Source organism: Paenibacillus dakarensis (assembly GCF_001373415.1).
GTDB lineage: Bacteria > Bacillota > Bacilli > Paenibacillales > Paenibacillaceae > Paenibacillus_AQ > Paenibacillus_AQ dakarensis.
Window position 1 is genome coordinate 1 of sequence record NZ_CDSE01000010.1, and the last position, 25,546, is coordinate 25,546.

At 41.2% G+C, this 25,546-nt stretch carries 24 protein-coding genes; 21 read left to right on the top strand and 3 right to left on the bottom strand.

What is annotated here, in order from left to right:
• Positions 1 to 281: 281 nt before the first annotated feature.
• Together BN1234_RS02510 and BN1234_RS02515 are read left to right on the top strand one after the other, a co-directional pair.
• Positions 282 to 1,640 (top strand): amino acid permease, encoded by a 1,359-nt coding sequence (locus tag BN1234_RS02510; RefSeq protein ID WP_054955094.1) that lies wholly within the window; start codon positions 282 to 284, stop codon positions 1,638 to 1,640.
• Between the two features lie 159 nt (positions 1,641 to 1,799).
• On the top strand, positions 1,800 to 2,591 hold the full coding sequence (locus BN1234_RS02515) for a hypothetical protein (protein ID WP_054955095.1): 792 nt from the start codon (positions 1,800 to 1,802) through the stop codon (positions 2,589 to 2,591).
• A 93-nt stretch (positions 2,592 to 2,684) separates the two neighbouring features.
• On the opposite strand, the gene BN1234_RS02520 is transcribed toward BN1234_RS02515, so the two are convergent.
• Positions 2,685 to 3,875, bottom strand: a complete 1,191-nt coding sequence (locus BN1234_RS02520; protein ID WP_054955096.1) for a coenzyme F420-0:L-glutamate ligase — start codon at positions 3,873 to 3,875, stop codon at positions 2,685 to 2,687.
• A gap of 119 nt (positions 3,876 to 3,994) precedes the next feature.
• Between BN1234_RS02520 and BN1234_RS02525 the strand changes: the two genes are divergently transcribed.
• From BN1234_RS02525 to BN1234_RS02545, 5 genes are all read left to right on the top strand, one after another.
• Positions 3,995 to 4,882, top strand: a complete 888-nt coding sequence (locus BN1234_RS02525) for a LysR family transcriptional regulator (RefSeq protein WP_054955229.1) — start codon at positions 3,995 to 3,997, stop codon at positions 4,880 to 4,882.
• A gap of 339 nt (positions 4,883 to 5,221) precedes the next feature.
• Entirely contained in the window at positions 5,222 to 5,329 is a 108-nt protein-coding gene (locus BN1234_RS23020; RefSeq protein WP_370733780.1) for a carbohydrate-binding protein, read from the top strand.
• A gap of 144 nt (positions 5,330 to 5,473) precedes the next feature.
• Positions 5,474 to 6,652 carry a GNAT family N-acetyltransferase gene (locus BN1234_RS02535; RefSeq protein ID WP_054955098.1) on the top strand — a complete coding sequence of 393 codons (1,179 nt, stop codon included), beginning with the start codon at positions 5,474 to 5,476 and terminating at the stop codon, positions 6,650 to 6,652.
• A gap of 332 nt (positions 6,653 to 6,984) precedes the next feature.
• Entirely contained in the window at positions 6,985 to 8,160 is a 1,176-nt protein-coding gene (locus tag BN1234_RS02540; RefSeq protein ID WP_054955099.1) for an alanyl-tRNA editing protein, read from the top strand.
• A 39-nt stretch (positions 8,161 to 8,199) separates the two neighbouring features.
• Entirely contained in the window at positions 8,200 to 9,027 is an 828-nt protein-coding gene (locus BN1234_RS02545; protein WP_054955100.1) for a hypothetical protein, read from the top strand.
• A gap of 47 nt (positions 9,028 to 9,074) precedes the next feature.
• Here BN1234_RS02545 and BN1234_RS02550 read toward each other — a convergent pair whose 3' ends face one another.
• Entirely contained in the window at positions 9,075 to 9,626 is a 552-nt protein-coding gene (locus BN1234_RS02550) for a coiled-coil domain-containing protein (protein ID WP_054955101.1), read from the bottom strand.
• Between the two features lie 218 nt (positions 9,627 to 9,844).
• Here BN1234_RS02550 and BN1234_RS02555 point away from each other — a divergent pair, with 218 nt between their 5' ends.
• From BN1234_RS02555 to BN1234_RS02615, 13 genes are all read left to right on the top strand, one after another.
• Positions 9,845 to 10,591: a class I SAM-dependent methyltransferase gene (locus tag BN1234_RS02555; protein WP_054955102.1), complete on the top strand. Its 747-nt coding sequence runs from the start codon at positions 9,845 to 9,847 to the stop codon at positions 10,589 to 10,591.
• A 78-nt stretch (positions 10,592 to 10,669) separates the two neighbouring features.
• Positions 10,670 to 11,233: a hypothetical protein gene (locus BN1234_RS02560; RefSeq protein ID WP_054955103.1), complete on the top strand. Its 564-nt coding sequence runs from the start codon at positions 10,670 to 10,672 to the stop codon at positions 11,231 to 11,233.
• A 78-nt stretch (positions 11,234 to 11,311) separates the two neighbouring features.
• Positions 11,312 to 11,656 carry a DUF4181 domain-containing protein gene (locus BN1234_RS02565; protein WP_054955104.1) on the top strand — a complete coding sequence of 115 codons (345 nt, stop codon included), beginning with the start codon at positions 11,312 to 11,314 and terminating at the stop codon, positions 11,654 to 11,656.
• A 23-nt stretch (positions 11,657 to 11,679) separates the two neighbouring features.
• Complete coding sequence (locus BN1234_RS02570) at positions 11,680 to 12,411, top strand: class I SAM-dependent methyltransferase (RefSeq protein ID WP_054955105.1); 732 nt, start codon at positions 11,680 to 11,682, stop codon at positions 12,409 to 12,411.
• Positions 12,412 to 12,594: 183 nt separating this feature from the next.
• Positions 12,595 to 12,834 (top strand): helix-turn-helix transcriptional regulator, encoded by a 240-nt coding sequence (locus tag BN1234_RS02575; protein WP_245640066.1) that lies wholly within the window; start codon positions 12,595 to 12,597, stop codon positions 12,832 to 12,834.
• Positions 12,824 to 13,174 carry a hypothetical protein gene (locus BN1234_RS02580; protein WP_054955107.1) on the top strand — a complete coding sequence of 117 codons (351 nt, stop codon included), beginning with the start codon at positions 12,824 to 12,826 and terminating at the stop codon, positions 13,172 to 13,174. Before BN1234_RS02575 ends, BN1234_RS02580 begins: the two co-directional genes overlap by 11 nt.
• Positions 13,175 to 13,354: 180 nt before the next feature.
• Complete coding sequence (locus BN1234_RS02585; RefSeq protein ID WP_156337121.1) at positions 13,355 to 13,690, top strand: ArsR/SmtB family transcription factor; 336 nt, start codon at positions 13,355 to 13,357, stop codon at positions 13,688 to 13,690.
• 42 nt (positions 13,691 to 13,732) lie between these two features.
• A complete protein-coding gene (locus BN1234_RS02590; protein ID WP_054955108.1) occupies positions 13,733 to 15,079 on the top strand; it encodes an MATE family efflux transporter in 1,347 nt (448 codons plus the stop codon).
• A gap of 26 nt (positions 15,080 to 15,105) precedes the next feature.
• Positions 15,106 to 17,442 carry a bifunctional glutamate--cysteine ligase GshA/glutathione synthetase GshB gene (gene gshAB / locus BN1234_RS02595; protein WP_245640067.1) on the top strand — a complete coding sequence of 779 codons (2,337 nt, stop codon included), beginning with the start codon at positions 15,106 to 15,108 and terminating at the stop codon, positions 17,440 to 17,442.
• A gap of 87 nt (positions 17,443 to 17,529) precedes the next feature.
• Complete coding sequence (locus tag BN1234_RS02600; protein WP_156337126.1) at positions 17,530 to 17,784, top strand: excalibur calcium-binding domain-containing protein; 255 nt, start codon at positions 17,530 to 17,532, stop codon at positions 17,782 to 17,784.
• Between the two features lie 122 nt (positions 17,785 to 17,906).
• Positions 17,907 to 18,434, top strand: coding sequence for a VanZ family protein (locus tag BN1234_RS02605; RefSeq protein ID WP_054955110.1), 528 nt, complete (start codon positions 17,907 to 17,909; stop codon positions 18,432 to 18,434).
• Positions 18,435 to 18,468: 34 nt separating this feature from the next.
• The gene (locus BN1234_RS02610; RefSeq protein WP_054955111.1) at positions 18,469 to 19,680 is read left to right on the top strand and encodes an MFS transporter; all 1,212 of its coding nucleotides are present in this window, start codon (positions 18,469 to 18,471) and stop codon (positions 19,678 to 19,680) included.
• Between the two features lie 155 nt (positions 19,681 to 19,835).
• Positions 19,836 to 20,738 carry an SDR family oxidoreductase gene (locus tag BN1234_RS02615; protein ID WP_054955112.1) on the top strand — a complete coding sequence of 301 codons (903 nt, stop codon included), beginning with the start codon at positions 19,836 to 19,838 and terminating at the stop codon, positions 20,736 to 20,738.
• Positions 20,739 to 20,791: 53 nt separating this feature from the next.
• On the opposite strand, the gene BN1234_RS02620 is transcribed toward BN1234_RS02615, so the two are convergent.
• Positions 20,792 to 22,258 carry a 4-hydroxyphenylacetate 3-hydroxylase family protein gene (locus tag BN1234_RS02620; RefSeq protein ID WP_054955113.1) on the bottom strand — a complete coding sequence of 489 codons (1,467 nt, stop codon included), beginning with the start codon at positions 22,256 to 22,258 and terminating at the stop codon, positions 20,792 to 20,794.
• A gap of 901 nt (positions 22,259 to 23,159) precedes the next feature.
• Between BN1234_RS02620 and BN1234_RS02625 the strand changes: the two genes are divergently transcribed.
• The gene (locus BN1234_RS02625; RefSeq protein ID WP_054955114.1) at positions 23,160 to 25,538 is read left to right on the top strand and encodes a polyprenyl synthetase family protein; all 2,379 of its coding nucleotides are present in this window, start codon (positions 23,160 to 23,162) and stop codon (positions 25,536 to 25,538) included.
• Positions 25,539 to 25,546 lie beyond the last annotated feature (8 nt).

Consider the following 25,546-nt stretch of genomic DNA (forward strand, 5'->3'; position numbering starts at 1 on the left):
AAAACCGCCATAACAGGCATCCAATATGAACGGATAAAAATGAGGAGTATACCATTTACTACATACCAGAGTCTGAGAATATGAGCATAGAGGTGCCCGTTCAGAGCAATTATGAATTATCCGGCAATAACATGGATGGCGTTATCGTAACTACCGTTACAGCCAAGGATTCAGCAGAAATACCAAATGATTAATATATTCACAATGATGGTTTGTACGTTATAATAAATACTTGACTACATTCATAGTTATTCATGAATGATACTAGCAGGAGGATATGGATGGGACAACAAGAAGGATCACTACAAAAGAAATTAAAGCCTAGACATATCGGTTTTATGGCAATGGGCGGCGTAATCGGTACAGGCATCTTTAAGGGCAGCGGAGAAACAATTGGGCTTGCAGGTCCAGGTGTTATCGTAACCTATATTTTAGCGGGACTGCTGCTTCTCGTTGTGATGGCTGCTATGGCAGAGATGGCAACGGTATATCCTAACCGGAATATGAAAGATTTTATTCGCGAAGCATTCGGAGAAAAGGTCTCATTTATTATGGGATGGATGTACTGCTTTATGTGGTTGTCTGTTTGTGTCATAGAAGTGATTGCGGCAGGAAGCTTTCTGCAATACTGGTTCCCTGATGCACCGTTATGGGCGCTAAGTCTGGGATGTGCAGCCTTTATTATTCTCATCAATTTGCTAAGCGTAGGCACATTCGGAGAATTTGAATTTTGGTTTGCAGGCATTAAAATTGCGATGATTCTGATATTCATTGTGCTTGGAGCTGGATTGATCTTTGGTTTCATACCGAGTGATCATACGCCTTATTTGAAAAATTTTACGGATTATGGCGGATTTTTCCCTAATGGCTGGTCTTCAATATTTTCAGCTATGCTTGTCGTCATGTTCTCCTATGGAGGATCTGAGCTTATCGGACTTACGCTGACTGAAACGGAAAACGCCGAGAAGGTTTTACCGAGGGTGGTTGGTAGCTTTATTCTCAGAGTTATTCTGTTCTTCACACTGCCGATTCTGATTATCTGTGGATTAATCCCTTGGAATCAGCTTGGACCAGAGAGCAGTCCGTTTGTGCAAGTTCTCTCATCAACAGGATTATCGAGTGCTGCACATATTATGAATTTCATTCTGATTACAGCCGTACTATCAGCAGCGAACTCTGGCATATATGGTGCAACACGCATGCTTTATTCCATGGCTATAGCCGGAGAAGCACCTAAAGCGTTAGCCAAAACCAATCACAAGGGCAGTCCTGTAAACACCCTTTTAGTGTGTGCGATTGTTTTGCTAGGAGGCTCTATGCTCGGCATCATTGCACAAGATCAATTATTCCATATATTGATGGCTGTTCCAGGCTTTGTGGTTATATTAGTGTGGATATGTATTGCTTCATCACAGTTGAAGCTGCGGAAGCAGTACCCCGTTAAACCGGCATTCAAGGTTTGGGGATATCCTTATGTAACAGGCTTTGTGGTAATTTGTCTGTCTGTTATTGCAATCATGTTTGTATTTGACAAGCAGAGCCGGTTTAGTATAGGCATTTGTTTAGCCGTTGTGGCGGTGCTCACGGTCTGGTCATTTATCAAATTCGGCAAAGGAAAAACAGGGAACAAGCGTTCCTGAAAATGATTGACAATATCATGGAATGAATATATATTAATATCAAATCAATTAGAAGTGCGGGAGAAGCACCCCGCAGGAACAGGCTGTTTGCCTATTCTTGCGGGGTGCTTTTTGTATGCATTTTAATTGGTAAACGATTGAGCAGAGGAGATGGAGTCATTGTTCTCAAAAGGTAACAAACAGCTGTTTTATATGTTTTGTATCGGAATTTTATTAACGATTTCACTGGTTTTTGCAATCAGACCGCACTACGCGGCAGCTTCGAGCACAGGTTGGGATGAGGCACTGAAGAATATTGATCAACTGTATGACAGCCTGGTTGTCCTGGAAACATCGAATAAGTTGGTTAAACAGCAAACGCTGGAGCTGCGTAAGCAAAACAATGATAAGCTAAAAGCAATTAATGAACGAATAAAGCTGATCGACAAGGTCAGGATTGATAATCTGAATGAGGATGTGTTACTGGCTCAGAAGAAGCATGCTCCTCTGCTCACTGAATATGATGATCTGGGAAAGAAGGCAGCCGCAGCCAGAAAGAGCAAGAATACGAAGTCCGCATTAATGTATGACCTTAAACGCAACCGTATAAAAGGGTCTGCAGCTGCAGCGCGCCAAGAGATTAAGGGGAAGAAGGATGCCCTAGCTGCTGTGAAGAAGCAGGCATCAGCCAAGTCTAAAGTCGTTAAGGATGCATTACTGCCAGTACAATCGTTAAAGAAACAAATTACGGCGGAGAACAAGAAAATTGCAGATGCGAACAAAGTGAGGATTTCAGCGGATAAAAGATACAAAGCTGCGATCAAGCAAGGGAATGCGATAACAGCTGCCTTAGAGTTGAAGCTGATAACGGGCGAACTCAGCCGAATACAAGCATTTCAGAAGAAGATCTTTGAATGGGAAGGAAGTATTCGAAATACCATTCGATTAGCTGAGAGCAAGCTGCCGGGATAGATATCAGTCAAATCTGCCAGCGCTGTGTCCGAGGACAGCAAAAACCCTTCGCCAATATGCGAAGGGGACTTTTGCTTCAAGATGTCACTAGGACTAGCTTGTGTAGTTATCGAAATAACCCTGGATAAAGATGATTGGTGTTCCTTTATCTCCGCTTCCTGATGTTAAGTCAGACAAAGAACCGATGAGATCTGTTAATCTTCTTGGAGTTGTACCTTGTGCTTCCATTGCACCTACAAGATCGGACTCCTTGTTGTTAATGTACTGTGTAATAGCCTGCTTCAGCTCTTCACCTCTGAGATGTGCAAAGTTATTGTCAGCAAGATACTTGAGTTTCACTTCGTTTGGAGTTCCAGCAAGACCTGCGGTGAAGGCAGGTGATACAACAGGATCTGCAAGCTCCCAAATCTTACCTACAGGATCTTTGAATGCACCATCACCATAAATCATGATTTCTAACTGTTTGCCTGTTAATTCTCTAATCTTTTGTTGAATATTATCCACCACAGGCTGGCAGTTGCGAGGGAACAGCTTAACACTATCTTCAGTCGATTTATTGGAACCGAGCAGACCATAAGCTTCATTACATCCGCTGCCAGCTACAGATTCGGCCAAGATGTTATCCAGGCTGTAAATATTCTCTCCGCCATGCGTTTTTAGAATCTTCTTTGTTCTAAATCTTGAATGGATATCACAAGTAAGAACATGTTTGGTATAATTCAGAATGGTTTTTGGATTATTGGAGAAAATGACCTCGCATTCTGTGCCATATTCTTCGATGATCGATTTATAGTAATCAATATAGTCAACACCGGTAAAGGTATGCTTTTCATAACCAAAATGCTCACGGAACTGCTGCTCTGACAGGGTATCTGTCCATGGATTAATTCCCTTCTCATCCAGCATATCCAGATCGACCAGATGGTTGCCGACTTCATCCGATGGATAGCTGAGCATAAGCACAATTTTCTTCGCACCTTTCGCAATACCACGAAGACAGATAGCAAAGCGGTTACGACTCAGGATTGGAAAAATAACTCCGACCGTTTCATCGCCAAACTTGGACTGTATATCTTGCGCAATATGATCAACGGTTGCATAGTTCCCTTGTGCGCGAGCTACAATGGATTCCGTTACCGTTACGATATCTCTATCCTGAATGTTCAAACCTTCTATTTCAATAGCTTTCAGTACACTATCTACAACGATTTCTTCAATATTGTCACCCTGATTAATAATAGGGCAGCGAATACCTCTGACAACTGTTCCAAGGACTCTTTCCAAAACAATCGCTCCTTTTATATGTAAAGAATAAAATCATGAACGTTTATATTTGTAATATACACTTACTCATGATATAAGTGAAATTAATATATTATATAACAGATATAAGTGAGGCTTATATTATGAGTAAACTGGATTTATATCGAGTGTTTTGTGTTGTTGCGAAAAGAAAGAGCTTCTCTAAAGCGGCCAAAGAACTGTTCATGACTCAGCCTGCAGTTAGCCAAGCGATCATGCAGCTGGAGAGCGAATTGGATACCAGGCTCTTCACAAGAACACCTAAAGGAGTTACATTGACCAACGAGGGCAGTCTTATATTGGAATATGCTAATTCAGCGATTAATTTAATCAACACAGGAGAAGAAAAGATACTCGAGTATAAGAATTTAACCGCGGGCGAGCTGAAGATCGGCGTTGGTGATACGATTTCCAGATACTTTCTACTGCCGTATTTAGAGGCCTTTCATAATCAGTATCCTAACCTCAAGTTTAAGATTATTAATGGAACAACATTTGAAATCTGTTCTATCATTAAATCTGGAGAAGTAGATATCGGCATATGTAACTTCCCGTTGGATGATCCGGCATTAAAGTTACAACCATGTATCGAAATTCAAGATATTTTTGTGTGCGGGGAGAAATTCAGGAGCAGCCTATCAGGGCCTGTGGATCTAGATCAATTAGCAAAGCTGCCCTTAATATTCCTTGAATCGAAATCCAATTCCAGACATTATGTAGAAGATTATATGATATCTAAAGGGATAAAGATGTCACCTGATTTCGAACTTGGATCGCATGATCTGCTGTTGGAGTTCGCCAGAATCAATCTGGGCGTGGCTTGCGTGACGAAAGAATTCTCCCAGGATTATTTAGATCAAGGACTCTTATATGAAGTTCAGCTGCTTGAAGAGATACCAAAGCGAAGCATCGGGATATGTTATTTAAACAGTGTTTCACTTTCACCAGCCGCCAAGAAATTTGTTGAAATCATTGATAAAGAGGTCTAGTTGTATACAGAAGGAGCTTTGTAGATGAAGGATAATTGGGAGCGTACGGGTCTTTCGATATCACTGGATTTTTCTGGAATCGAAGGAATGTTTCGATAAAGAGATAGCAATTGCCAATCTGGTAAAATCAAATGTGCCGGTTGCGGAGTTCTTGTATGCAGATACAAGCTTTAGCCTAATGAATCAGCCGTGGGCTGTGATGGAGTGGAAAGAAGGAATTCTGCTGAGAGATGTGCTTAGAGGAGGATCAGAAGCAGATATTGTATTAGCTGCTGGTTCCGTCCGTAGGCAGTACTCTAGCACGAATCCATCGGTATACCTTTTCTGACTCGGTTTTTTTTGATAAAGGTTACTTATGGAGGGCAAGCACATGTCTGCCGCCAGGCGCACACTTCACATTCTTCCTGGGAGCCATTTAATGTACCGGTGCTTTGGAGTTTGAAATGACGAAGATATCATAGTGAATACTTAATCGCCCCTTATGAAGTTTAATAACATGAGGGGCTTTTTTTTCCTAAACTGCCTCTTGAAAAATATACTATAATGTACTTAGTACATAGATTTTATCCGTATGATGAAGGAGCGATCACATTGGAAATCAGGCAACTGCGTCAGGACGAATACGAAGCAAGCGTGGAGTTATCCGAGTATGCCTTTCAGTACCAGTTATCGGCTGAGGAGAAGGAAACCCGAAAAAAACGGTTTAAACCTGAGCAATATTGGGGAGTTTTTGAAGAAGGTGCACTGCAGGCAAAGCTAACTCTTATTCCGTTTCAAGTGCACATGCAGGGACGAGTAGTAGAGATGGGGGGTATTGCAGGTGTTGCAACATGGCCGGAGAACAGACGTAAGGGACATGTGGCCGCATTACTGAAGCATGCGCTTGAAACGATGAAGAATCAGGGGCAGACTATATCTTTTCTACACCCGTTCTCTATACCGTTTTATCGGAAATTTGGGTGGGAGCTCTTTACGGATTTTAAGAAGTACAACATCACTGCAGATAAATTCCCTTCCAAAAAAGCAGTCTCAGGCAAAATCGTACGCGGTGTAACCGATATTTCAGTCTATAATTCGCTGTATAATTCCTTTGCAAAGGGATATAACGGAACTTTAGTGCGTGATGAAGACTGGTGGGAGAATTCGGTGTTTGACAGCAGCCTATTCCGAGCTGTTTACTACACAGCGGACGATGAACCGCAAGGCTACGTGTTATATAAAATAAAAGACAAAGAACTCATATGCGACGAATTTATATTTATGAATGAAGAAGCTCGAAGTGCGTTGTGGACTTTTTTTGCGAACCATGATTCGCGGATTGATCAGGTAAAGCTGATCATGGTTCCGAGTGATGACCTATTACCTTTTATGCTGCCTAATCCATACATAATCCAGGAAACTGTTCCTTATTTCATGGCCCGTATTGTGGATGTGCAATCCTTTATCAAGCAATACACGTTTACAGGAAAGCGGGATAGTGAGGTTCGCCTTACTATACTAGTAAACGATCCAACTGCCCCTTGGAATGAAGGATGTTGGAATCTGACTGTTGACGAGGCTGGCAGGGCGGATCTCATCAAGCTATCCATAGAGGAGGAAACTGCACCACAATTGGCCCTTGATATCCAGGCGCTTACCGCACTGTTGATGGGTTATAAGCGTCCGCGGGAATTAGCACAGATGGACTGCCTTCATGGAGAGGCTTTAATAATAGACCTGTTTGAGTCGATCATTCCTTACGAGAAGACCTGGCTGCTGGATCATTTTTAACGGCGATTTCATTAACGACTACCTATGACATAAATAACAATAATAATGAATTTAAGAGGGAGCCAAACGGCTCTCTTTTTTTTGCAAATGTTTAGAACGACAGCAAGAGAACAATTAATTCAAACTATATAGATGAAAATTACAACATATGAAAAATTCATAATAGTAAATGCAAATACACTACTCTCCCTAGTCCAATTACAAAATCATCTCATTCTTATCACCTTATTACACAAGATCGTATAAAAAGAGAGCAGGAATCACATATTTTGACGTAATAGTCAAACAAATATATATTAAACGTAATGTACATAAAGAGAGGAACTTCATTCATGACTAACCGTTTATATTACAATTCTGCATATCTGAAGCAGTGGGAGACCAGCATAATCGAAACTGTCGAGAAGGCAGATGGTCATTATGTTGTCTTGGAAGAGACGGCTTTTTACCCTCATGGAGGCGGACAGCCTTGTGATTTAGGAATGATTCAGGGTATTCCTGTACTTGACGTTATACTTGAAGATGATCATATCTTGCACAAAATCGAATCGGTTCCGGCGGAACAGCGCGTATCCTGTTCAATTGATTGGGATCGCAGATTTGACCATATGCAGCATCATAGCGGACAGCATTTACTCTCGGCAGTTTGTCTGGAAATGTTCGATATGACAACTCTCAGTTTTCACTTGGGGAATGATTACTGCACCATCGATGTGGAAGCGAAGGAATTAACTTCGAATCAAATGGAATCAATCGAGCATGAAGTGAATCGCCAAATCTATTTGAATCACCCTATTCTTAGCTATTGGGTTAATGAGGATGAAGCCAAGTTGATCAAGCTTGTGAAGCAGCCGAAAGTAACGGAGAATATTCGTATCGTTGAGATTAAAGATGTGGAATATAACGCATGCGGAGGCACGCATGTATCTGCTACAGGTGAAATTGGAATGATCAAGCTGCTTAAAGCGGAGAAGCAGAAGGGGAATATCCGGATTTATTTTAAATGCGGTTACCGGGCTCTTGAGGAATTCAATCAGAGTCAGAGAATACTCGGAGCATTGTCTTCGAAATTCAAAACCGGTAAAGATGAGATCATCCAGCGTTTAGAGAAGTGGGAACTTGAGCAAAAAGAGCTCCAAGCAGAACTTGCTATATTGAGAGAAGAGAACAGCGAATTCATAGCTAAGCAATTGCTAAGCGGCCAGAACGGCGCGGTTATAACTGCGATCTTTGAAGACAAGACGATGAAAGAGCTGCAGTCTTTGGCTGGTAAACTCACTTCTCACAGCGATGCTTATGTTCTGCTTGCAACGAAGACCGAAAATAAAGTGGTGTTAGCCCGTAATAATCAGCTGGGCCAATCATGCGGCGCTTTCTTTAAAACATACTTGAAGGATTTCAGCGGCAAAGGCGGAGGCAGCGACATTCTCGCTCAGGCTGGATTCCCGACCTGGGAGGAAGCTCGTGCTTTCTATGAATTCACTGCCAATAAGCTCCGTGCTCAATGATCGGGTGTTTAATCCTATATTCAAGGGAGCTTTATTATAATGAAGACTCTTACTAGAATCGATAAGCAGGCATTTAACAATCAATATGATGCTGCTGTTATGAATCAGGAACCGATTAAACAGGAAGTGCACTCTGTCAAAAACAATAAAATAGTAACTCGAACGATTGTTGATGGTGACATAGAGTTTACGGAATCCGTATTCGAACCAAAGGCATTAGCAAATGTGATCGTTGAGAACATGAATATTCAATTTTCTTTGTATCAATTTTATGCCTATTACAGTGGAGTCCAGAATAAAGAAGCACATAAAAAGGAAAAACTAGTTTATGAGCTTCGTTATCCCAATGAAGGAAGTAAGATAAGTAGTGAATTATTACCTGGTTTGCTCTCTGTCTTTGATTCCTTGAATGTGGTTTACAAAAAACATGCGATTCTTATTGTTGCGACGATATCCGATATAGATACAAAAATAAAAATATATAATCTATATAAGGAATTATATGAAAAGTCCCTGCTGAATCCCTTTATTGCTGCATTTATTAAAGAAATGAAAGTAGGGAAAATGGAAAGCAGGGGGAGCGCTATTTTTCAATATAAGCCTTGCTTCGACGATTTAAAGGAGATAACTTTGAACCAAAACGAAGTGATTTTCCTTGATTATATTGAGCAGCAGTTGAATCTATCCGGTCATTTCATATTTTATTGTCATGGTTTGAATGAGAATGATGTTGCAGCCAGTGTAACATTGAAAAAACTGGCCAAACATTTTAAAAGAATATTCTTTACTTCAATGACTAATCCATTTTCTTCGGAACTTCTCATGATATATCCGGAGGGTAGTCGATGCCCGGCAACAGTTCCATAGGCTCGACAAGCTAAAGAAGCTCGCCAATAGGCGAGCTTCTTTAATAGTCAGTTTGTTATATATCCATCATACTTCCACTCGTTGTTCACTTTGACAAAATGCATGTAGATCTCGGAGCTGCCTTCATTACCTTCTTCTGTCGACACGGTGGCCAGGAAGATATGAAACTGGTCATTAGAGCCATCTGGATAACCCCCGCCCCTATATTCGAGTTTATCCATTGGAGCTACTAAAAACTTATATTCGCCATGTTTTTCGGTTATTATTTTGTTGTCCTTCTCGGAGATTGTAACATCCGGTCCAGCCACTGATTTCAAGTAGTTATAATCCTTTTTCTCCATCGCCGATATAATTTTGAAGGATTGATTTAGGAGAACCCTGGCTGTTTCTTGATCTTTTATCTGCGTTTCTAGTTCGGCCACTTTTGTTTTAAGTTCATCATTTTCTTTACGTAGAGAATCTATCTCTTGATCTGTAACTGCCGTTTCCTGGGTTGACCCTGGTGCTGACTCGTGATCGGCATCGGCTTCTTGATTATCGGTACAACCAACGATGGATATCGAAGCGAGTAATACCATAACGGTAATTAATTTTCTCATGATAAACCTCCCTTAATGGAGGATGATACCATATCATGGATATGTTTTACAATGAACTGAAAAGCTTTCTGCTTGCTTGTTAATCATTTTCTGTTCAACGAATACTCAAGAGGCTATACTGTAACTAATCTTTTCTATTGAGGTGAAATGGATGGCATTCCGTATCGTTCGAGGTATGTAGTTATCGGGCTGGGTAGTGGAGAGGATTGTGAAAACCAATGAACGAATTAGAATATAAGAAATTTTACGAGCGTGTTGGAGCAATAAACGGATGGGACTTCAGTAAGGTCAAATGTGTATCCGAAGGAGCAGCGTGGGATTTCTATGAGGAAGTGTCTAAAAGATGCTCCCACTCAGATCATCTGCTGGACATCGGAACAGGCGGGGGAGAAGCGCTGCTAACGATAGCGGAGTACGCCTCACATCTCGTAGGTATTGATAACTCAGCAGGAATGATTGAAACAGCGAAAACCAATCTACGTGAATCCGGTACCACAAATGTCCATTTTTTAAGAATGGATGCCAAGAAACTTAATTTCCCTGATGGTCATTTTCAGATCGTAACTTGTCGTCATTCACCGTTCTGTACGCAAGAGGTTGCAAGAGTATTAGTGAAGGGTGGATTGTTCTTAACGCAGCAAGTCAGTGAAGGTGACAAAATAAATGTTAAACAGGCTTTTGGACGGAATCAGAGTGCTTCACCTGATGGAACCTTGATGAATCAATACATGAATGAACTTCGAGCTTGCGGGTTCACCTCAGTTCAATGTAGTGAGTACGATGCAACGGAATATTATGAAACCTATGAGGATTTACTGTTTCTGCTCAAGCATACTCCGACAATTCCGAACTTTGGAGAAGATGAACATGATTTTGAGATATTGGATCGATACATCAAGGAGAATCAGACGAGCAAAGGGATAGAAACGAATGCCAAGCGTTCTATGATCATTGCGCAAAAATAATACTAACAGGAGAGCGGTATCCTGCAGAGTTTTTTGACTCGCGGATAACTGCTCTTTATTAAAAGTGAGGTGTGAAATATGAAGCGGTTTGCCTTATTGATGCTTGGATTGATGATATTAATCACGGGTTGCCGTTCACAGACACCTGCTGAAGAGAGTCGTGGTAATACGATTGAAAGCAAGGAAATTGCACAACAATTCACGCTTCCTATGCCTGAAAGCATGCCGGGGGATTTTGATTTTAAAGTTAGCTTTGGATACGGTGAAACTCAGAAGAATGAAATAAACACATATGAGGGTACAGTTACGAAGGATCTGATTGCGAAAGGAACAGCAGCTGCGAATATTACCTTCGATGAGCAAGAGAAACGCCAAATTTATGACAAGATGAAAGAGATGGATATCATGAATATTCAAGATCTTGTTCCATCTAACCCAAACTGTTCAAAGGTTCCTTACAATGAAGATGAGTGGAGAATAACCGTGAATGGAAACATCAAAATGATGTCATGGTCAGATAAAAACTGCGAAATATCAAATGATGCGAATCAATTATTAGAGCTCCGCAATGAAATTTTTGAAATGGTTCAAGGTAAGGAGGCGTATCAGACGCTGCCCGCTGCTGAAGGTGGTTATGATTGATTTCATTAAGTCTCCAACTTTTATATTAGTTAGCGTGTTGTTATATAGAGCAGCATGTGATTTTTAAGGGGGAGACTTATGAGTTCAGCCTTATCGCTTTTACCCATTTTGATAATTATTATAGAGTGGCGTTTAAGAAAAAAGTTCGTTCCTGAAGATGCAGATCGAATGTCAGATACACCGGGAAAGCGTCTATATATAGCAGGAGGTATTATTTCCGCTGTAATTATATTCAGTCTGTTATTTATTCTTGATTTTACAAATATTAATATTATGAAATGGACCTGTTTGCTGGTGGTAACTATCGTGTCTGGATATAACACATTTCTTTACTGGAAGTATATCAGAGAATCCAATGAACATATTGTCTCGATAATTTCATGGATCATAGGTGTCGTTTATATATTACTCTTTGTATTTTAATAGTAATAAGGGGAGGCCTAATGATGAAAGAGAAGGTCTTAGAAGTTTACGATAAACTGGCAAAAGACTACGAAAAGCATGTCGATACTCAAAGCGGACATAACGCATATTACGAACGGCCTGCAATGATGAAGCACATTCCAACCGAACTGGCCGGAAAGTCTGTCCTTGATGCGGGATGTGCAGCAGGTTGGTATTCGGAGCAGTTTCTTAAGCGAGGCGCTCAAGTCGCTGCCATGGATATCAGCCCTGAGATGGTAGAGGCTTGCAAGAGACGACTCGGTAATGAGGCAGCTGTGTTGACTTGTGACCTGACCCAGCCACTACCGTATGAAGATGAATCGTTTGATTGGATTATTAGTTCACTAACACTCCACTATATAGAAGAATGGAAACCGACTTTCCGTGAGTTTCATCGCATCCTGAAACCAGGAGGTCATCTCATATTTTCTGTCCATCATCCATTTATGGATTTTAAACTGTTTGATCGGCCGGATTATTTCGCGCTGGAGTTACTTACGGATAAATGGACTAAACAGGAGGCAGGCCCCGTGGAGGTTACCTTCTACCGGAGACCGATGCAGGAGATCATCAACGATACCGCTTTATATTTTAGAATCGACCAGATGATCGAGCCTCAGCCAAGCGATGAATACAGAAGCTGTCCCGAAGCCTTGGAGTGGTATAAGAAATGGGATAAGTATTTAATGACCAATCCGCATTTTCTTATTGTGAAAGCTCAGAAAAGTTCATGATATAATTCAAAAGAAGGAACAAGAACCTGACGGAATCACAAATTTCGTCAGGTTTTTTCTGCATTGTGGATCTAAATTAATCAACATAATATTGGTAAATGTAAAGGTTAATAATTATTTTATATAAGTTTACTTTACATTTGGTATATGTTAGTTTATAGTTTGTTTAAAGAGGTGATTGTGGTGAAGAAAGATTTTGGTGATTCGATATCAAATAAAGTTTATGAATATCGTGTACTTGCCAGAATGTCTCAGCAAGAATTAGCGGAGCAAGTCGGGGTTTCTAAACAAACCATCTTTGTAATGGAAAAAGGGAATTATGTTCCAACTCTGTTGTTAGCTTTTCGAATTGCCGAATTTTTTAATGTTGATGTGAATGATATTTTTAGTTATGTGAAAGGAAAGGATCAAAATGAAAAATAAGTCATTTTTAGATATCACTAACTCAATTTTTCACCCTTTAAAGTCATGGGCTGAACAATCTCCGGGAAACTGGAATATTCTCATCGGAGTTGTTGGGCTGCTGCTTATTGGTAGTGCGATTTTTGTCTATGTATTGTATAAGAAGATTGGGCAAGGCGATGAACGGACTAACACAATCTTTTTGAAAAACAGTTACTGTATGTTGTTGGCGATTATTCTATGCGACCTGATTTTTCCTAAAGACGATATGTGGGCTATTTATTTCATGATCAAATATACACTGGCATTTTTAGCGGGTGGTATTTACATGGCTGTCCAATATAAAAAGGATTTTACATAAGGAAAAGGGCAAACTCGATGAATACGAGTGGATCTTACGAAAAAATGGACTGTCATAATAATGACAGCCCATTTTTATATTTGAATTGATTTGCTCAGCATAGTCACCATCAAATAATCAATTGATTATATAAGCGATTGATTATACAATAAAAACGATTAAAAGGAGGTGCCTCACTATATGGTGGTCTCAATCGAGGAGATGGCAGAACACTTTAAACTATTGGGTGATAAGACGAGATTGAATATCTTATTGATTCTTCATCAACAGGAAATGTGTGTATGTCATTTAGTCGGGCTGCTTCAAACAACCCAGCCTAATATTAGCCAGCATCTAAGAAAATTAAAGAATGCAGGTTTAGTTCAAGAAGATCGAAGAGGGCAGTGGATCTATTATTCACTTTCCATCGAAGATAAACCTCATATTAAAAATGCATTGCAATATTTACCGCAGCTTTCTGGAGGAATACAGCAGAAAATAGCTGCCATTGTGTGTGACTTGGATGAATGTAAATGACACATTATAAGGTCAGATTTGATCTTTGAAGGAGTACGAATCATGAAAGGCAGCATGGATTTAACACAAGGGCCGATTATGCCAACCTTAACGAAGCTGGCCCTACCGATCATTGCAACCAATTTCATATCAACTACCTATGGCATGGTGGATATGATCTGGATTGGCAAGCTGGGCAGCGGACCGGTTGCAGCTATTGGTACAGCGAGTTTCTTCATCAATTTAGCCATTGCATTATCAACCATGATAACAATCGGCACCGGGATCAAAGTTTCCCATTGTATAGGAGCAGGGCAGAGAGACTTGGCAAAATCCTATATTCGAAATGGTTTTGTAATGTCAATTCTTGTGGGGTTTCTCTATTTGGGCTTTGTTATCTTGGCAAGGCACAAGCTCATCGGGTTCTTTGAACTTGGTCAAGATGAAGTTGTGAAGATGGCTGTAGACTTTTTAACGATCTCCATGATTGGAACGGTATTCAACATTATCAATATATTGTTTGCCACGATATTGAATTCGATGGGGAATAGCAAGCAGCCGTTTCGGATATTAACAGTGGGACTGATCGTTAATATTGTTCTTGACCCATTATTCATCTTTGGGATTGGTTCATTCGAAGGATTGGGAGCAGCAGGGGCGGCTATCGCAACCGTCACCGCAAATATTGTAGTAACCACTTTATTTGTGTTGAAGACCAGAAATTCAGAGCTGATATCCAGTTCTTCTCCCTGGAATTTCAGACAGATGATTGATGTTGTGCGAATGGGGATTCCAATTACTATTCAGCGGGTTACTTTCACGATCATATCGATCATTATTGCCAAAATCATTGTCCAGTTCGGAGCAGGCGCGATTGCCGTTCAAAAAGTCGGAATTCAGATTGAAGCGATCTCTTATATGACGATTGGTGGTCTGCAGGGCGCGATTGCTGCATTTTTTGGGCAAAACTATGGTGCTCGAAAAATCGATCGCCTGCATCAGGGGTATCAAAAATCACTACTGCTCACCACCATATTTGGCATCATTATTTCTCTAGTATTTGTTCTGTTCCCCGAGCAGCTCTTCTCAGTGTTCCTATCGGATGAGGAAAGTTTAATGCTTGGCACGGATTATATGCGCATTATTGGATTTTCCCAATTATTTATGTGTTTAGAGTTAATGACCGTAGGTGCGTTCAATGGAATGGGAAAAACACATATACCACCTATGTTCAGCATCACATTTACTGCATTAAGAATTCCACTGGCATTATGGTTATCCGGACCATTTGGATTAAATGGGGTATGGATGTCGATCGCGCTGAGCAGTGTATTAAAGGGATTAACTCTGGTGTTCTGGTTTAAGAAATCTTTAAAGAAGATGACGAAAGTAACAGAAGCATCAGCTTAAATGGCGTGGAAGGAAGGGAAACAAGAGTGGGTACTTTATTGAACGATAAACGAATCCAGCTTCTGAAGGATTATAGATTAGAAAATGCGATGCTCCAAGGCCGTTTTGGGTTAGAAAAAGAAAACGTGCGGATTGATTCTTACGGGAAACTTGCATTAACACCTCATCCGGCAGCTTTTGGTGATAAATCGGATCATCCCTATATTCAGACCGACTTCTCCGAGAGTCAAATTGAAATGATAACGCCGGCTTTAAGCTCGGTTGAAGAGACCTATCATTTCATGGAGGCACTGCACGACATCGTTACTCAAGGTTTAGAGGATGAATACTTGTGGCCGAGCAGCAATCCTCCTGTTTTACCTCCAGAACAGGACATTCCAATTGCCCATATGAAAGACCCTGAAGCGGAACAGTACCGGCATCATTTAGCCAATAAATATGGACGAAAGAGACAATTGCTTAGCGGGATTCATTACAATTTTTCGTTCGATGAAGGATTTCTCAGACGATTATATGAGATAGAAGAGCATGATGAGAGCTTTAAAGATTTTAAAGACAATTTATATTTGTCTATTGCCCGTAATCTGCTGAAGTATCGCTGGCTGCTCATCTATCTAACGGCTGCTAGTCCGGTTTATGACAAGACCTATATTGAACAATGCGTTGCACGGGGTGAATCCTTTGATGAGAAGAGCTACTATTTCTCACACATGAGTTCACTGCGTAATAGTGAATGTGGCTACCGGAATGCAAAGCCTTTATATGTGTCTTTCAGGTCGATTGATGAATATGTACATGATTTAAAGAAATGGATTTCATCAGGTGAGCTGCAATCCGTTAAGGAGTTTTACAGCCCCGTCCGACTGAAGACGGCAAAAGGGATAAATCCGTTACAAGAGTTGATCGACGACGGAGTCTCCTATCTGGAGCTTCGCTTTATAGATTTAAACCCGCTTCACAACATTGGGATCAGCCTGGAGACCATGAAGCTCATTCATTTATTTATGATTTTCATCCTGCTTAAACAAGATGAGCCTTATGGGATTGAGGATCAAAAGGCTGCTGATCAGTCTCTGGAGCAGCTGATTAAAGACGGAATTCATGGGTGCACTCATGTACAAGGTGGGGATTGTGTGCTCTTGGAGGAGACAGCCCTGGAATGTATTCATGAAATGAAACAAATGCTGCAGCGTTTGCTTCCTCACGCGGAAGAATATTTCCATATTCTCGAACGTGCTGAACATAAAATCATGAATCCGGAGGAAACGTACTCCTCGATTGTGAAATCTGGAGTCATGAAATCCTCCTACTTGAATTATCACATGGATAAGGCGAAGCAGTATGCCGAGGAGAGCCGCCAGAACGGGTACCGATTTGCAGGATATGAGGACCTGGAATTATCTACACAGCTTTTGCTTAAATCAGCCGTTAAGCGGGGCATTACCTTTCAGTTTCTGGACCGGGAAGAGAATTTTGTGTTACTCACGAAAGGTGATCATAAGGAATATGTCAAACAAGCAACTAAAACTTCTTTAGATTCCTACAGTACTGTATTAATTATGGAGAATAAGATTGTAACGAAAGAAGTACTTAAACAACAAGGGATAAGAGTACCTGCAGGGGAAGTTTTTCGGAATATTGAGGAAGCCCTGGGCGCATATGAGACATACTGCGATAAATCGATTGTGATTAAACCGAAATCCACGAATTTTGGATTAGGGATTACGATTTTTAATCGGGCTTTTACGAATGAGGATTACAAGCTAGCATTAAAAATGGCATTTGCTCATGATCAGACCGTCCTGCTCGAGGAATTTGTCACTGGAAAAGAATATCGCTTTCTTGTGATGGGTGATGAAGTCACAGGGATACTCCATCGCGTACCCGCCAATGTAATAGGTGATGGGCTTCATACGATTGAGCAGCTCGTTCATGAGAAGAATAAAGATCCGCTAAGAGGGCAGGGATATAAAACTCCACTGGAGAAGATCAAGACTGGCGAAGCCGAAGAAATGTTCTTAAGAAACCATTCGCATAGCTGGGGTGATATTCCGAAGCCAGGTGAGATTATCTATCTGAGAGAGAATTCGAACATAAGTACAGGTGGAGACAGTATCGATTATACGGATGATATTCCAGACAGCTACAAGCAGATTGCGATTCAAGCTGCCAAGGCGGCCGGAGCAACGATATGCGGAGTGGATATGATGATTGATCATATTTCGGAAGAAGCGGCTGATGATAACTATAGCATTATCGAAATTAATTTTAACCCTGCCATTCATATTCACTGTTACCCATATCAAGGGAAGAATCGCAAAGCCAATGACAGAATTATTGATTTATTGTTCGGAGATTGTTAATATTTAGCCGGGATATAATGTGATATGCTGACCTTACATCATTACCAGAGGTAACAATTAGGAGGTTGTAGGGTGAGAAGGATTAGAATGATTATTTTGTCGGCGCTGCTTCTGACCGGTCTTTCGATTACAGCAGATGTTCAATCTGTTGATGCGAAGGGCGTAAAAACATATAAAAATTGTACAGAACTGAATAGAGATTATAAAGGCGGCGTTGCCAGATCTGCTTCTGTTAAGAATAAGGGCGGAAAGACGAAATACAAACCCTTTGTTTCAAAAGCATTATATGATGCCAACAAAAAAAGTGACCGTGACAAGGACTTTATCGCATGTGAAAAATAAGAAAGCGCACCTGAAAAATATAGCAATGGGAAGCAGCCTCACGTTCCTGAACATGCTATAACTAAGGTGCTTTTTCTTTTACGGCACCTATCCAAAAATACTAGAAAAGCAGGAGTTAAAAAATGCAGACAGCAAGAATGAACTTAAAAAAGCAAAAAAACATTACTCTAAGCTTACTGGTCACCTATTTAATCGTCTTAACATGGATTATCTTATTTAAAATGGAAACGGATTTTTCAATTCTTAAAAGCATGAACCTACGAAATATCAATTTGATTCCGTTTTCGAGTCCCCTTATTGTTAATGGGCAAGTGGATATATCGGAGATTATATTAAACATTGCCGCATTTGTGCCTTTTGGAATCTACCTGTCTATTCTAAAGGAAAAGTGGAGTTTTACAAAAAAAGGTATACCGATTTTTGGTGTTAGCCTGGCATTTGAAACCTTCCAATATATTTTGGCCATAGGAGCAAGTGATATAACGGACTTAATAGGCAATACATTAGGTGGTATGATTGGAATTCTTGTTTTCACTTCGATCTCCTATATATTTGGTGATAGAACTCTAAAGATTGTTAACGGTATAGCTTTGATTGGGACTATTATCATGGTTGCCTTCATAGGTTTACTGATGATAATCAATATGTAGATCAGAACTGAAATGTGTAGGGGGCATTTTTAACGTGGCAACATTATTTTTAATTATCATATATTTGTCTTTTATTAGCTTGGGTCTTCCTGATTCTTTACTTGGCGCAGCTTGGCCTGTCATGCAGCCGGAATTTGGTGTTCCAATCAGTTCTGCCGGTTTGCTGTCTATCATTATTGCTGCGGGAACGGTCATTTCAAGCTTGGCGAGCGGGCAGATGATCAGACGGATCGGCACAGGGCAGATCACTTTAATTAGCTGCATCATGACCGCTGCTTCATTGCTCGGATATTATTATGCTCCTTCAATGCTCTGGTTGATGATATTAGCGCTGCCGCTCGGTTTAGGCGCCGGATCCGTAGATGCAGCACTGAATCACTATGTTGCTGTTCATTACAAAGCACATCATATGAGTTGGTTACACTGTTTCTGGGGTGTCGGGGCAACGCTAGGGCCTATAATTATGTCAGCCTTTATTGGTGATCACAGTTTATGGCGGAATGGATATCTTACCATTTCATTGATCCAATTTGCATTAGTCATCCTGCTCTTGGTCACACTGCCATTGTGGAAGCGAATGGAGAAAGTACAGAGCCAAAATATTGAAGAAGAAAGTGAATATTCTTCAGACGTAGAAACTGCTGCTGCCACAGAGCGTCCGCTGAGAATAAAAGGCGTTAAGTTAACGCTGATGACCTTCCTGTTCTATGCCGGTGCTGAAGCATCCGTTGGACTCTGGGGAAGCAGCTTTCTCGTAAACACGAAGGACTTATCAGCGGCAGTCGCTGCACAGTGGATTTCCATGTACTATGGCGGAATTACGGTTGGCCGTTTTATTACAGGATTTATTACATTTAAAATAAGTAATCGAATATTGATTCGGAGTGGCCTATTAATCTCTTTGACTGGAGTATTGCTGCTATTACTTCCGGTACCATCATATTTTTCACTTATTGGTTTAATGCTGATCGGTTTGGGGTTTGCACCTATTTTCCCATGTATGCTGCATGAGACGCCAGCACGCTTCGGCAAGGCCCAGGCACAGAATCTGATGGGTTACCAGATGGCAGTCGGATATACAGGAGTCATTATACTTCCACCAATGCTGGGTTCTCTGTCCTCAGTAAGCTCGATAGCCATTTTCCCTTTTTTCATTACCCTATATATTGTCTTGATGTTATTTGGCTCTGAACGGGTCAATCGAATCATCAAGGTGAGACTGTTAAGCAATAGTAATGAAGCATAACACTCAATAAATGTATTGGCAGGCTGCCTTGAAAGGGGGCCTGTTTTTTTGTACCGTTTAATATTTTGGAAATGAGTTTACAAACTATAGGAGAGTTACAATAATATCCTCAGTATCATAAGGATATAAATACAACGAGACGGAGGAATCAATCGATGAAAGAACAAGACCAATTCATGATACAGGATCCAACTTCTCAATATCCTAAAGCGACACCAGAGTGGAAACAGCAGCAGCCGGAGCCTGGTCTCCAGTGCAAGATGACTCCAGTCCCCGATGCAGGAGAGACAAGTTATCGCGGAACAGGACGTTTGAAAGGACGTAAAGCGGTAGTTACCGGTGCAGACAGCGGTATTGGCCGTGCAGCAGCAATTGCTTTTGCCCGTGAAGGTGCAGATGTTGTATTGAATTATCTCCCAGAGGAAGAAGCGGATGCTCAAGAAGTGATCAGGATTATTGAGGAAGCGGGTCAGAAGGCTGTAGCTGTTCCCGGCGACCTTAAAGATGAACAATTCTGTGAGCAACTAATTCAGACTGCGGTTGAAAAATTAGGCGGAATTGATATCTTGGCTAATGTGGCAGGTAAGCAGCAGTCCGTGGAAAATATTGCAGATATCACAACAGAGCAATTCGATGCCACTCTCAAGACGAATGTCTATGCGCTGTTCTGGTTATGTAAAGCGGCTATTAAGCATATGAAGCCGGGAAGCTCCATTATTAATACTTCTTCAATCCAGGCGTATAACCCATCACCAAACCTTCTGGATTATGCGACAACTAAAGCTGCAATTAATAACTTCACTAAAGGCTTGGCGCAGCAGGTGGCAAGTAAAGGTATCCGGGTGAACGCAGTAGCACCGGGACCTGTATGGACAGCAATTCAAGTGGTTGGCGGACAACCTGTAGAGAAGCTGGCGGAGTTCGGAAATAGTACATCGCTTGGACGTCCAGGACAGCCTGCTGAAATGGCTCCAGCGTATGTGTTCCTTGCCAGCCATGAGTCAAGTTATGTTTCCGGTGAAACCTTAAATGCAAATGGCGGTACTCCAACACCGTAAATGATACATTTTCAACTCTAAAACAGGCGGCCCATTAAAGGCCACCTGTTTTTTTAATGTGGGGAAGGGTCGTTTGAGGTGATGAAATCACGAATCATCGTTTTAAATTGTTCTGTGTTATTGCAGTTGTTGATCATTCGAAGAGCTGTTGTGTGAGCATTACCAAAGAAAAAACGTTCGAATTGGGTTTGACGGCCGCCGAAAGCGCTCGCTCCAAGCTCCCAAGCAAGTCTGAATAGAGCAACGCGATTTCTTGCCTCTGAATGTTCTCCTCTTAAAAATTGATGAAGATAAGGGCCGGAATCGGAAGTGAAATCATGCTGCGATGGGATCATGATGAGTCCGCTTGAGCCAAGAATGGTGATCATTTCAATGATCTCGGGGTATATTTGTGGAAAGAGAATACTGGATGCCAGGAGAGGTCCCGAAGCTGGAACAAGATATCCTGAGCGGTCATGAACCGCTTCTGTTTCAGAAGATAAGCGCAGTGCTTTAAATATTTCCAGATAGGTCATCATTTTCGAGGTGTTTAGCGCCGTTTGTGTTTGCTCCTCCACATCCTGTTCCTTAGCTAATGACTGATATAATCCGAGTAAAAATTCAATTTTCGCGATATAGCGTGTAATTATCTGATGGGCTATATGAGTATGGAAGTGACTTTCTTTAAATAGTCGTCTGCTGTAGGATTCATCTCCGTAACAAAATATACGATCCTTCGGAACGAGCACATGATCGAAAATAACAAGGGTGTCCATTTCTTCATATCTTGAACTTAAAGGATGGTCAAAGCTCGACAAGGCTCCATAGCTCTCACGGCAAATAAAGGTCATTCCAGGCAGGTTATTAGGGACTGCACAAGCAAAAGCAAAAGGATTTATATCTTCAAAATAAGCTGGAGAAGGAGAGGGGAATACGAGTATCTCTTCGCAGGTCGCACCTTGGGTAGCCATGAGAAAGGCTCCGGAGATGATCATCCCCTCGTCATTCATTTCAACAACTTTAGCGGCGATGGATTCTTCTGTTGAATCGATTTGCCCTGATAAATTACTGGCATAAGGCTGGATAAATGCGTGGGATAAGGTTATGTCATTCTCCCTGCAATAAGCATAATATTTTCTTAGGTTATCAGCATATAGCGGATTATGCTCTTCTAATAGGTCAGCTGCGGTATAAAGGGACATTATTGCGGTGTTCATATAGTCTGGGGATCTTCCCAAAAATCCATGGTGCTGCTTTGACCAAAGTTCCATCATGTTTCGGCGCTTCACTAAATCAGCGGCATTTGCAGGCGGAAGATAGGATAATCCGACCGGATCTCCCGTATCAGGTGAAGTATACGTCATTAGATTTATAAAACGTTTATCCCATTGCATATCATACAGCGCTGCTTGCGTTTGCATAAGGCCCTTAAATGCCGGATGCAGCGATAAGGGCCCGGAGATTCGTTTTCCCTTATACCAAATATTAATGTTCTGCTGATCAATCCGTTCGATATATTGTTTCCCCGTTTTTATAGGCAAAAAGGTTCACCTCCTTGCAGAATCCGTTAAACATGGTTCTCTGTGATGTTAATGTACGTAAGCAAATCCCTAATAGTGCTTTGTCCATAGGAGCTGATAGAAAATGTGTTGTTGTACCTGTTAAAAAGAATACAGCTCTATGAATATGTAGAAGCAAATCCATTCTTTAGAGTCAGGAATAATATATTAGCGGTATTGATGAAAGTAATCCAAGATATGAATCTGTTACCAAAACTTACTTGATGTAGTAAAAAGAAAGAGACGTTATACTATTTAACTAAGAAGACTGGCACGGCTTCGTTGCCTTTTCTTCTTCTCCTTATTGGTCAGTGAACGTACGGGTAACGTCCTGGCCACACAATGTAAAGGGACCAGCAAGGTGCTCCTATCACCGCTGCTGGTCCTATTGTGTTTAGTAGACTCTCATTATTTAGGAATGAAAATTGTACATACTTGAATTAAGCACCGTGAGAGGTGCTTTTTTATTTAGTCTTTGGCCTAGCGTCTAAAACCAAACCCTCCACTAGAACACCAGACTTATAAGTGATGATATAGTGCAGGAATGAGGTGATAAGACCTTCTAATGCAGTTATGCGATTGGAAGGCCTTTTTTTATGCTTTGCAGCCCAACAGACTGAGGAGTGAAGGCTAGCAGTGCATACAACGGGGTGCGGTAGTGCATAGCTGATCGTTTTTTTAAAAATATAACAATAACAGCAGCCACTCTACATACGAATAAATGAGGGGACTAGATCTGGATATGTTAAAATGATTGGCCAAATTTGGCATTTGAGATTTCGTAACCAGAAATAAATATCTGCGTATTATGAAGATAGACTAGCACTAATTTCCTTTTGGGCGCTAAATCATTAACAAATATAAACTTTGAGGTAATACTTCGATGAATGAAGACAATACAATGGCGAATGCATGGTTTAGACAAGCAGAACAGAAAGCTGCACAATATTTTGAAATACTCCAATCAGAAGTGAAAAAGAAGACATATGCCACCCGACTGACAGAAGATTTTCAAGCATGGAAGAATAATCACATTCATCTCTCTTGGCTTTCCTTATCTGCGCGAACGATAAGAGAGCCGCATTCTAAAGACAGTTTTAAATATATCCGCTGGTTAGAGAAGACTGGGAAACTGGATGATTATCTATTCCGCAGTGTTTCTTATATGTACATGCGAGACTTGGGTAAAACTCTGGATTGTCCTCATACCCAGATGAGAATCAAGAAGCTGGTGAATAACCTTAAATCTCATCTCGTTCCGTCTACGAATATGGCTGTAGGTGAAACACCGGGTTATATGAGCATTGCCGGGTTTTATCGCTGGGCACAGAAAGAAAACATCGAGACTACTGCAATATGGTTAATTCGAAAGCTGAAGGATGTATCTAATCATTTACCTAAAAAAATGAGCGCAGAGCATGCCCAGCGCAAATTAATTAAAATCATCATCGGCGTTGTGATGCATGTGATGGAGGAGATGCAGGAGGATATATTGCCATCAGACCGATCGAAGCAGCTGGATGAAGCCATTAGGCTTGGCTATTCTTATGGTCTGACATATCCATATATCGATGATCTCCTTGATTCGGGAGCTCTAAATGAATATGAGAAAGAGAGATATTCTGAAATGCTTCGTTCCACACTTCTCACAGGGATTGTCCCGGAGCTCGGGATGTGGGACGGTGATAACGGTGATATTATCCGTTTTATCCATATGGAGCTTCGGGATGCCTTTGAGTATATTAAGAATCATCAGGGCGCTGAGACGAAGCAGGCATTTTTCGAGCAGGCTTATGTATTTTATCAGTCTCAGAATATGGACCGTACGAAGAGCCTCTCCAATAACCAATATACTAATGAGGAATTATATCTGCCGATCATTTTGAAATCTTCAGCTTCAAGATTGATTGTCCGTCCCGTCATTGGTGCATCCACAGACGAGGGTTATGAACAGCGAACCTTTTATTACGGGATCTATAATCAACTGGCAGATGACTTTGCGGATTTGTTCGAAGACCTTCGGGATGGTGCAGTGACCCCGTATACATATTATTTGAAATATCATACTCAGCGGAAGGACTTAATTAACCCGTTTGAATTGTATTGGGCGGTCATTGCACATCTAATCCATCAGGTCTACCATTCGGATGTGAATGCCGCAGAAGTGCTGCTAAACCGTGCCATTAACGGATTGAAGCGTTATAAGGAACGGCATGGTTCGGACAAATATAACGAAATGATGGGCGTTTTTGCAACCGATAACCCGAAATTCAACCGCCTTATTTACCGCATGGTTCAAAAAGCGGATGATGTAGACTTTTTCGATAAACTCCTGCGGGACCAAATGGTGTTATCTCTGCAGAACGAGAAGAAAGACAAGGAGTATTTCATTGAAACGGTCAAAACGGTCCGGAATCAGATCAACGACCTGCTGCAAATTCCAAAAGATAACGGGATTTCTCCAATGAAAGAGCCGCTTATTGACGCTGCTAATTACAGTCTTGATGGGGATGGCAAGCGTTTAAGGCCGATTCTAACATGGGTCATGGGGGTCTATAGTTATGGGCTTGACCCTGCGGCGATTGCACCTCTTCTGCGATCTCTTGAATATATGCATACTGCATCCCTGATCTTTGATGATCTCCCTTCTCAGGATAATGCCTCTACCCGTCGGGGCCGTCCGACGCTGCATCAAATCTATGACAGCTCCACAGCAGAATTAACAGGTCTGTATTTGATGCAGAAAGCAATAGAAGAACAATCTTCCCTTCGTCAATTTGACCCCGTATCCGTGGTTTCGTTGATCCATTATTCATCTCAAAAGGCAGGAGAGATGTGTATGGGTCAGGCAATGGATTTGAATTCAAAAGGAAAAGCACTGACTCTTGATCAGCTAAATATGATCTGCTATTACAAGACCGGGATTGCATTTGAAGCTTCCCTTGTTATGCCTGCGATATTGGCAAGAGTCCCGGAAGAAGAAATTGCAATACTGAAAAAATATGCGTATCATGCAGGCATCGCATTTCAGATTAAGGATGATTTACTCGATCATGAAGGAGACCGGGACTTGCTCGGGAAACCGACCGGCCAGGATATTGAGAACAACACCTCGTCTTTTGTAACTGTCTTAGGGCTGGTAGATGCAACTAAAGCGATGTGGGAGCACTATTGTCTCGCTGTTGAAGTATTGAAAGAAATTCCGCAACATAAGATTTTCCTAAAGCAATTATTGGACTATCTTGTGAACCGGGACACTTAAAATATAAG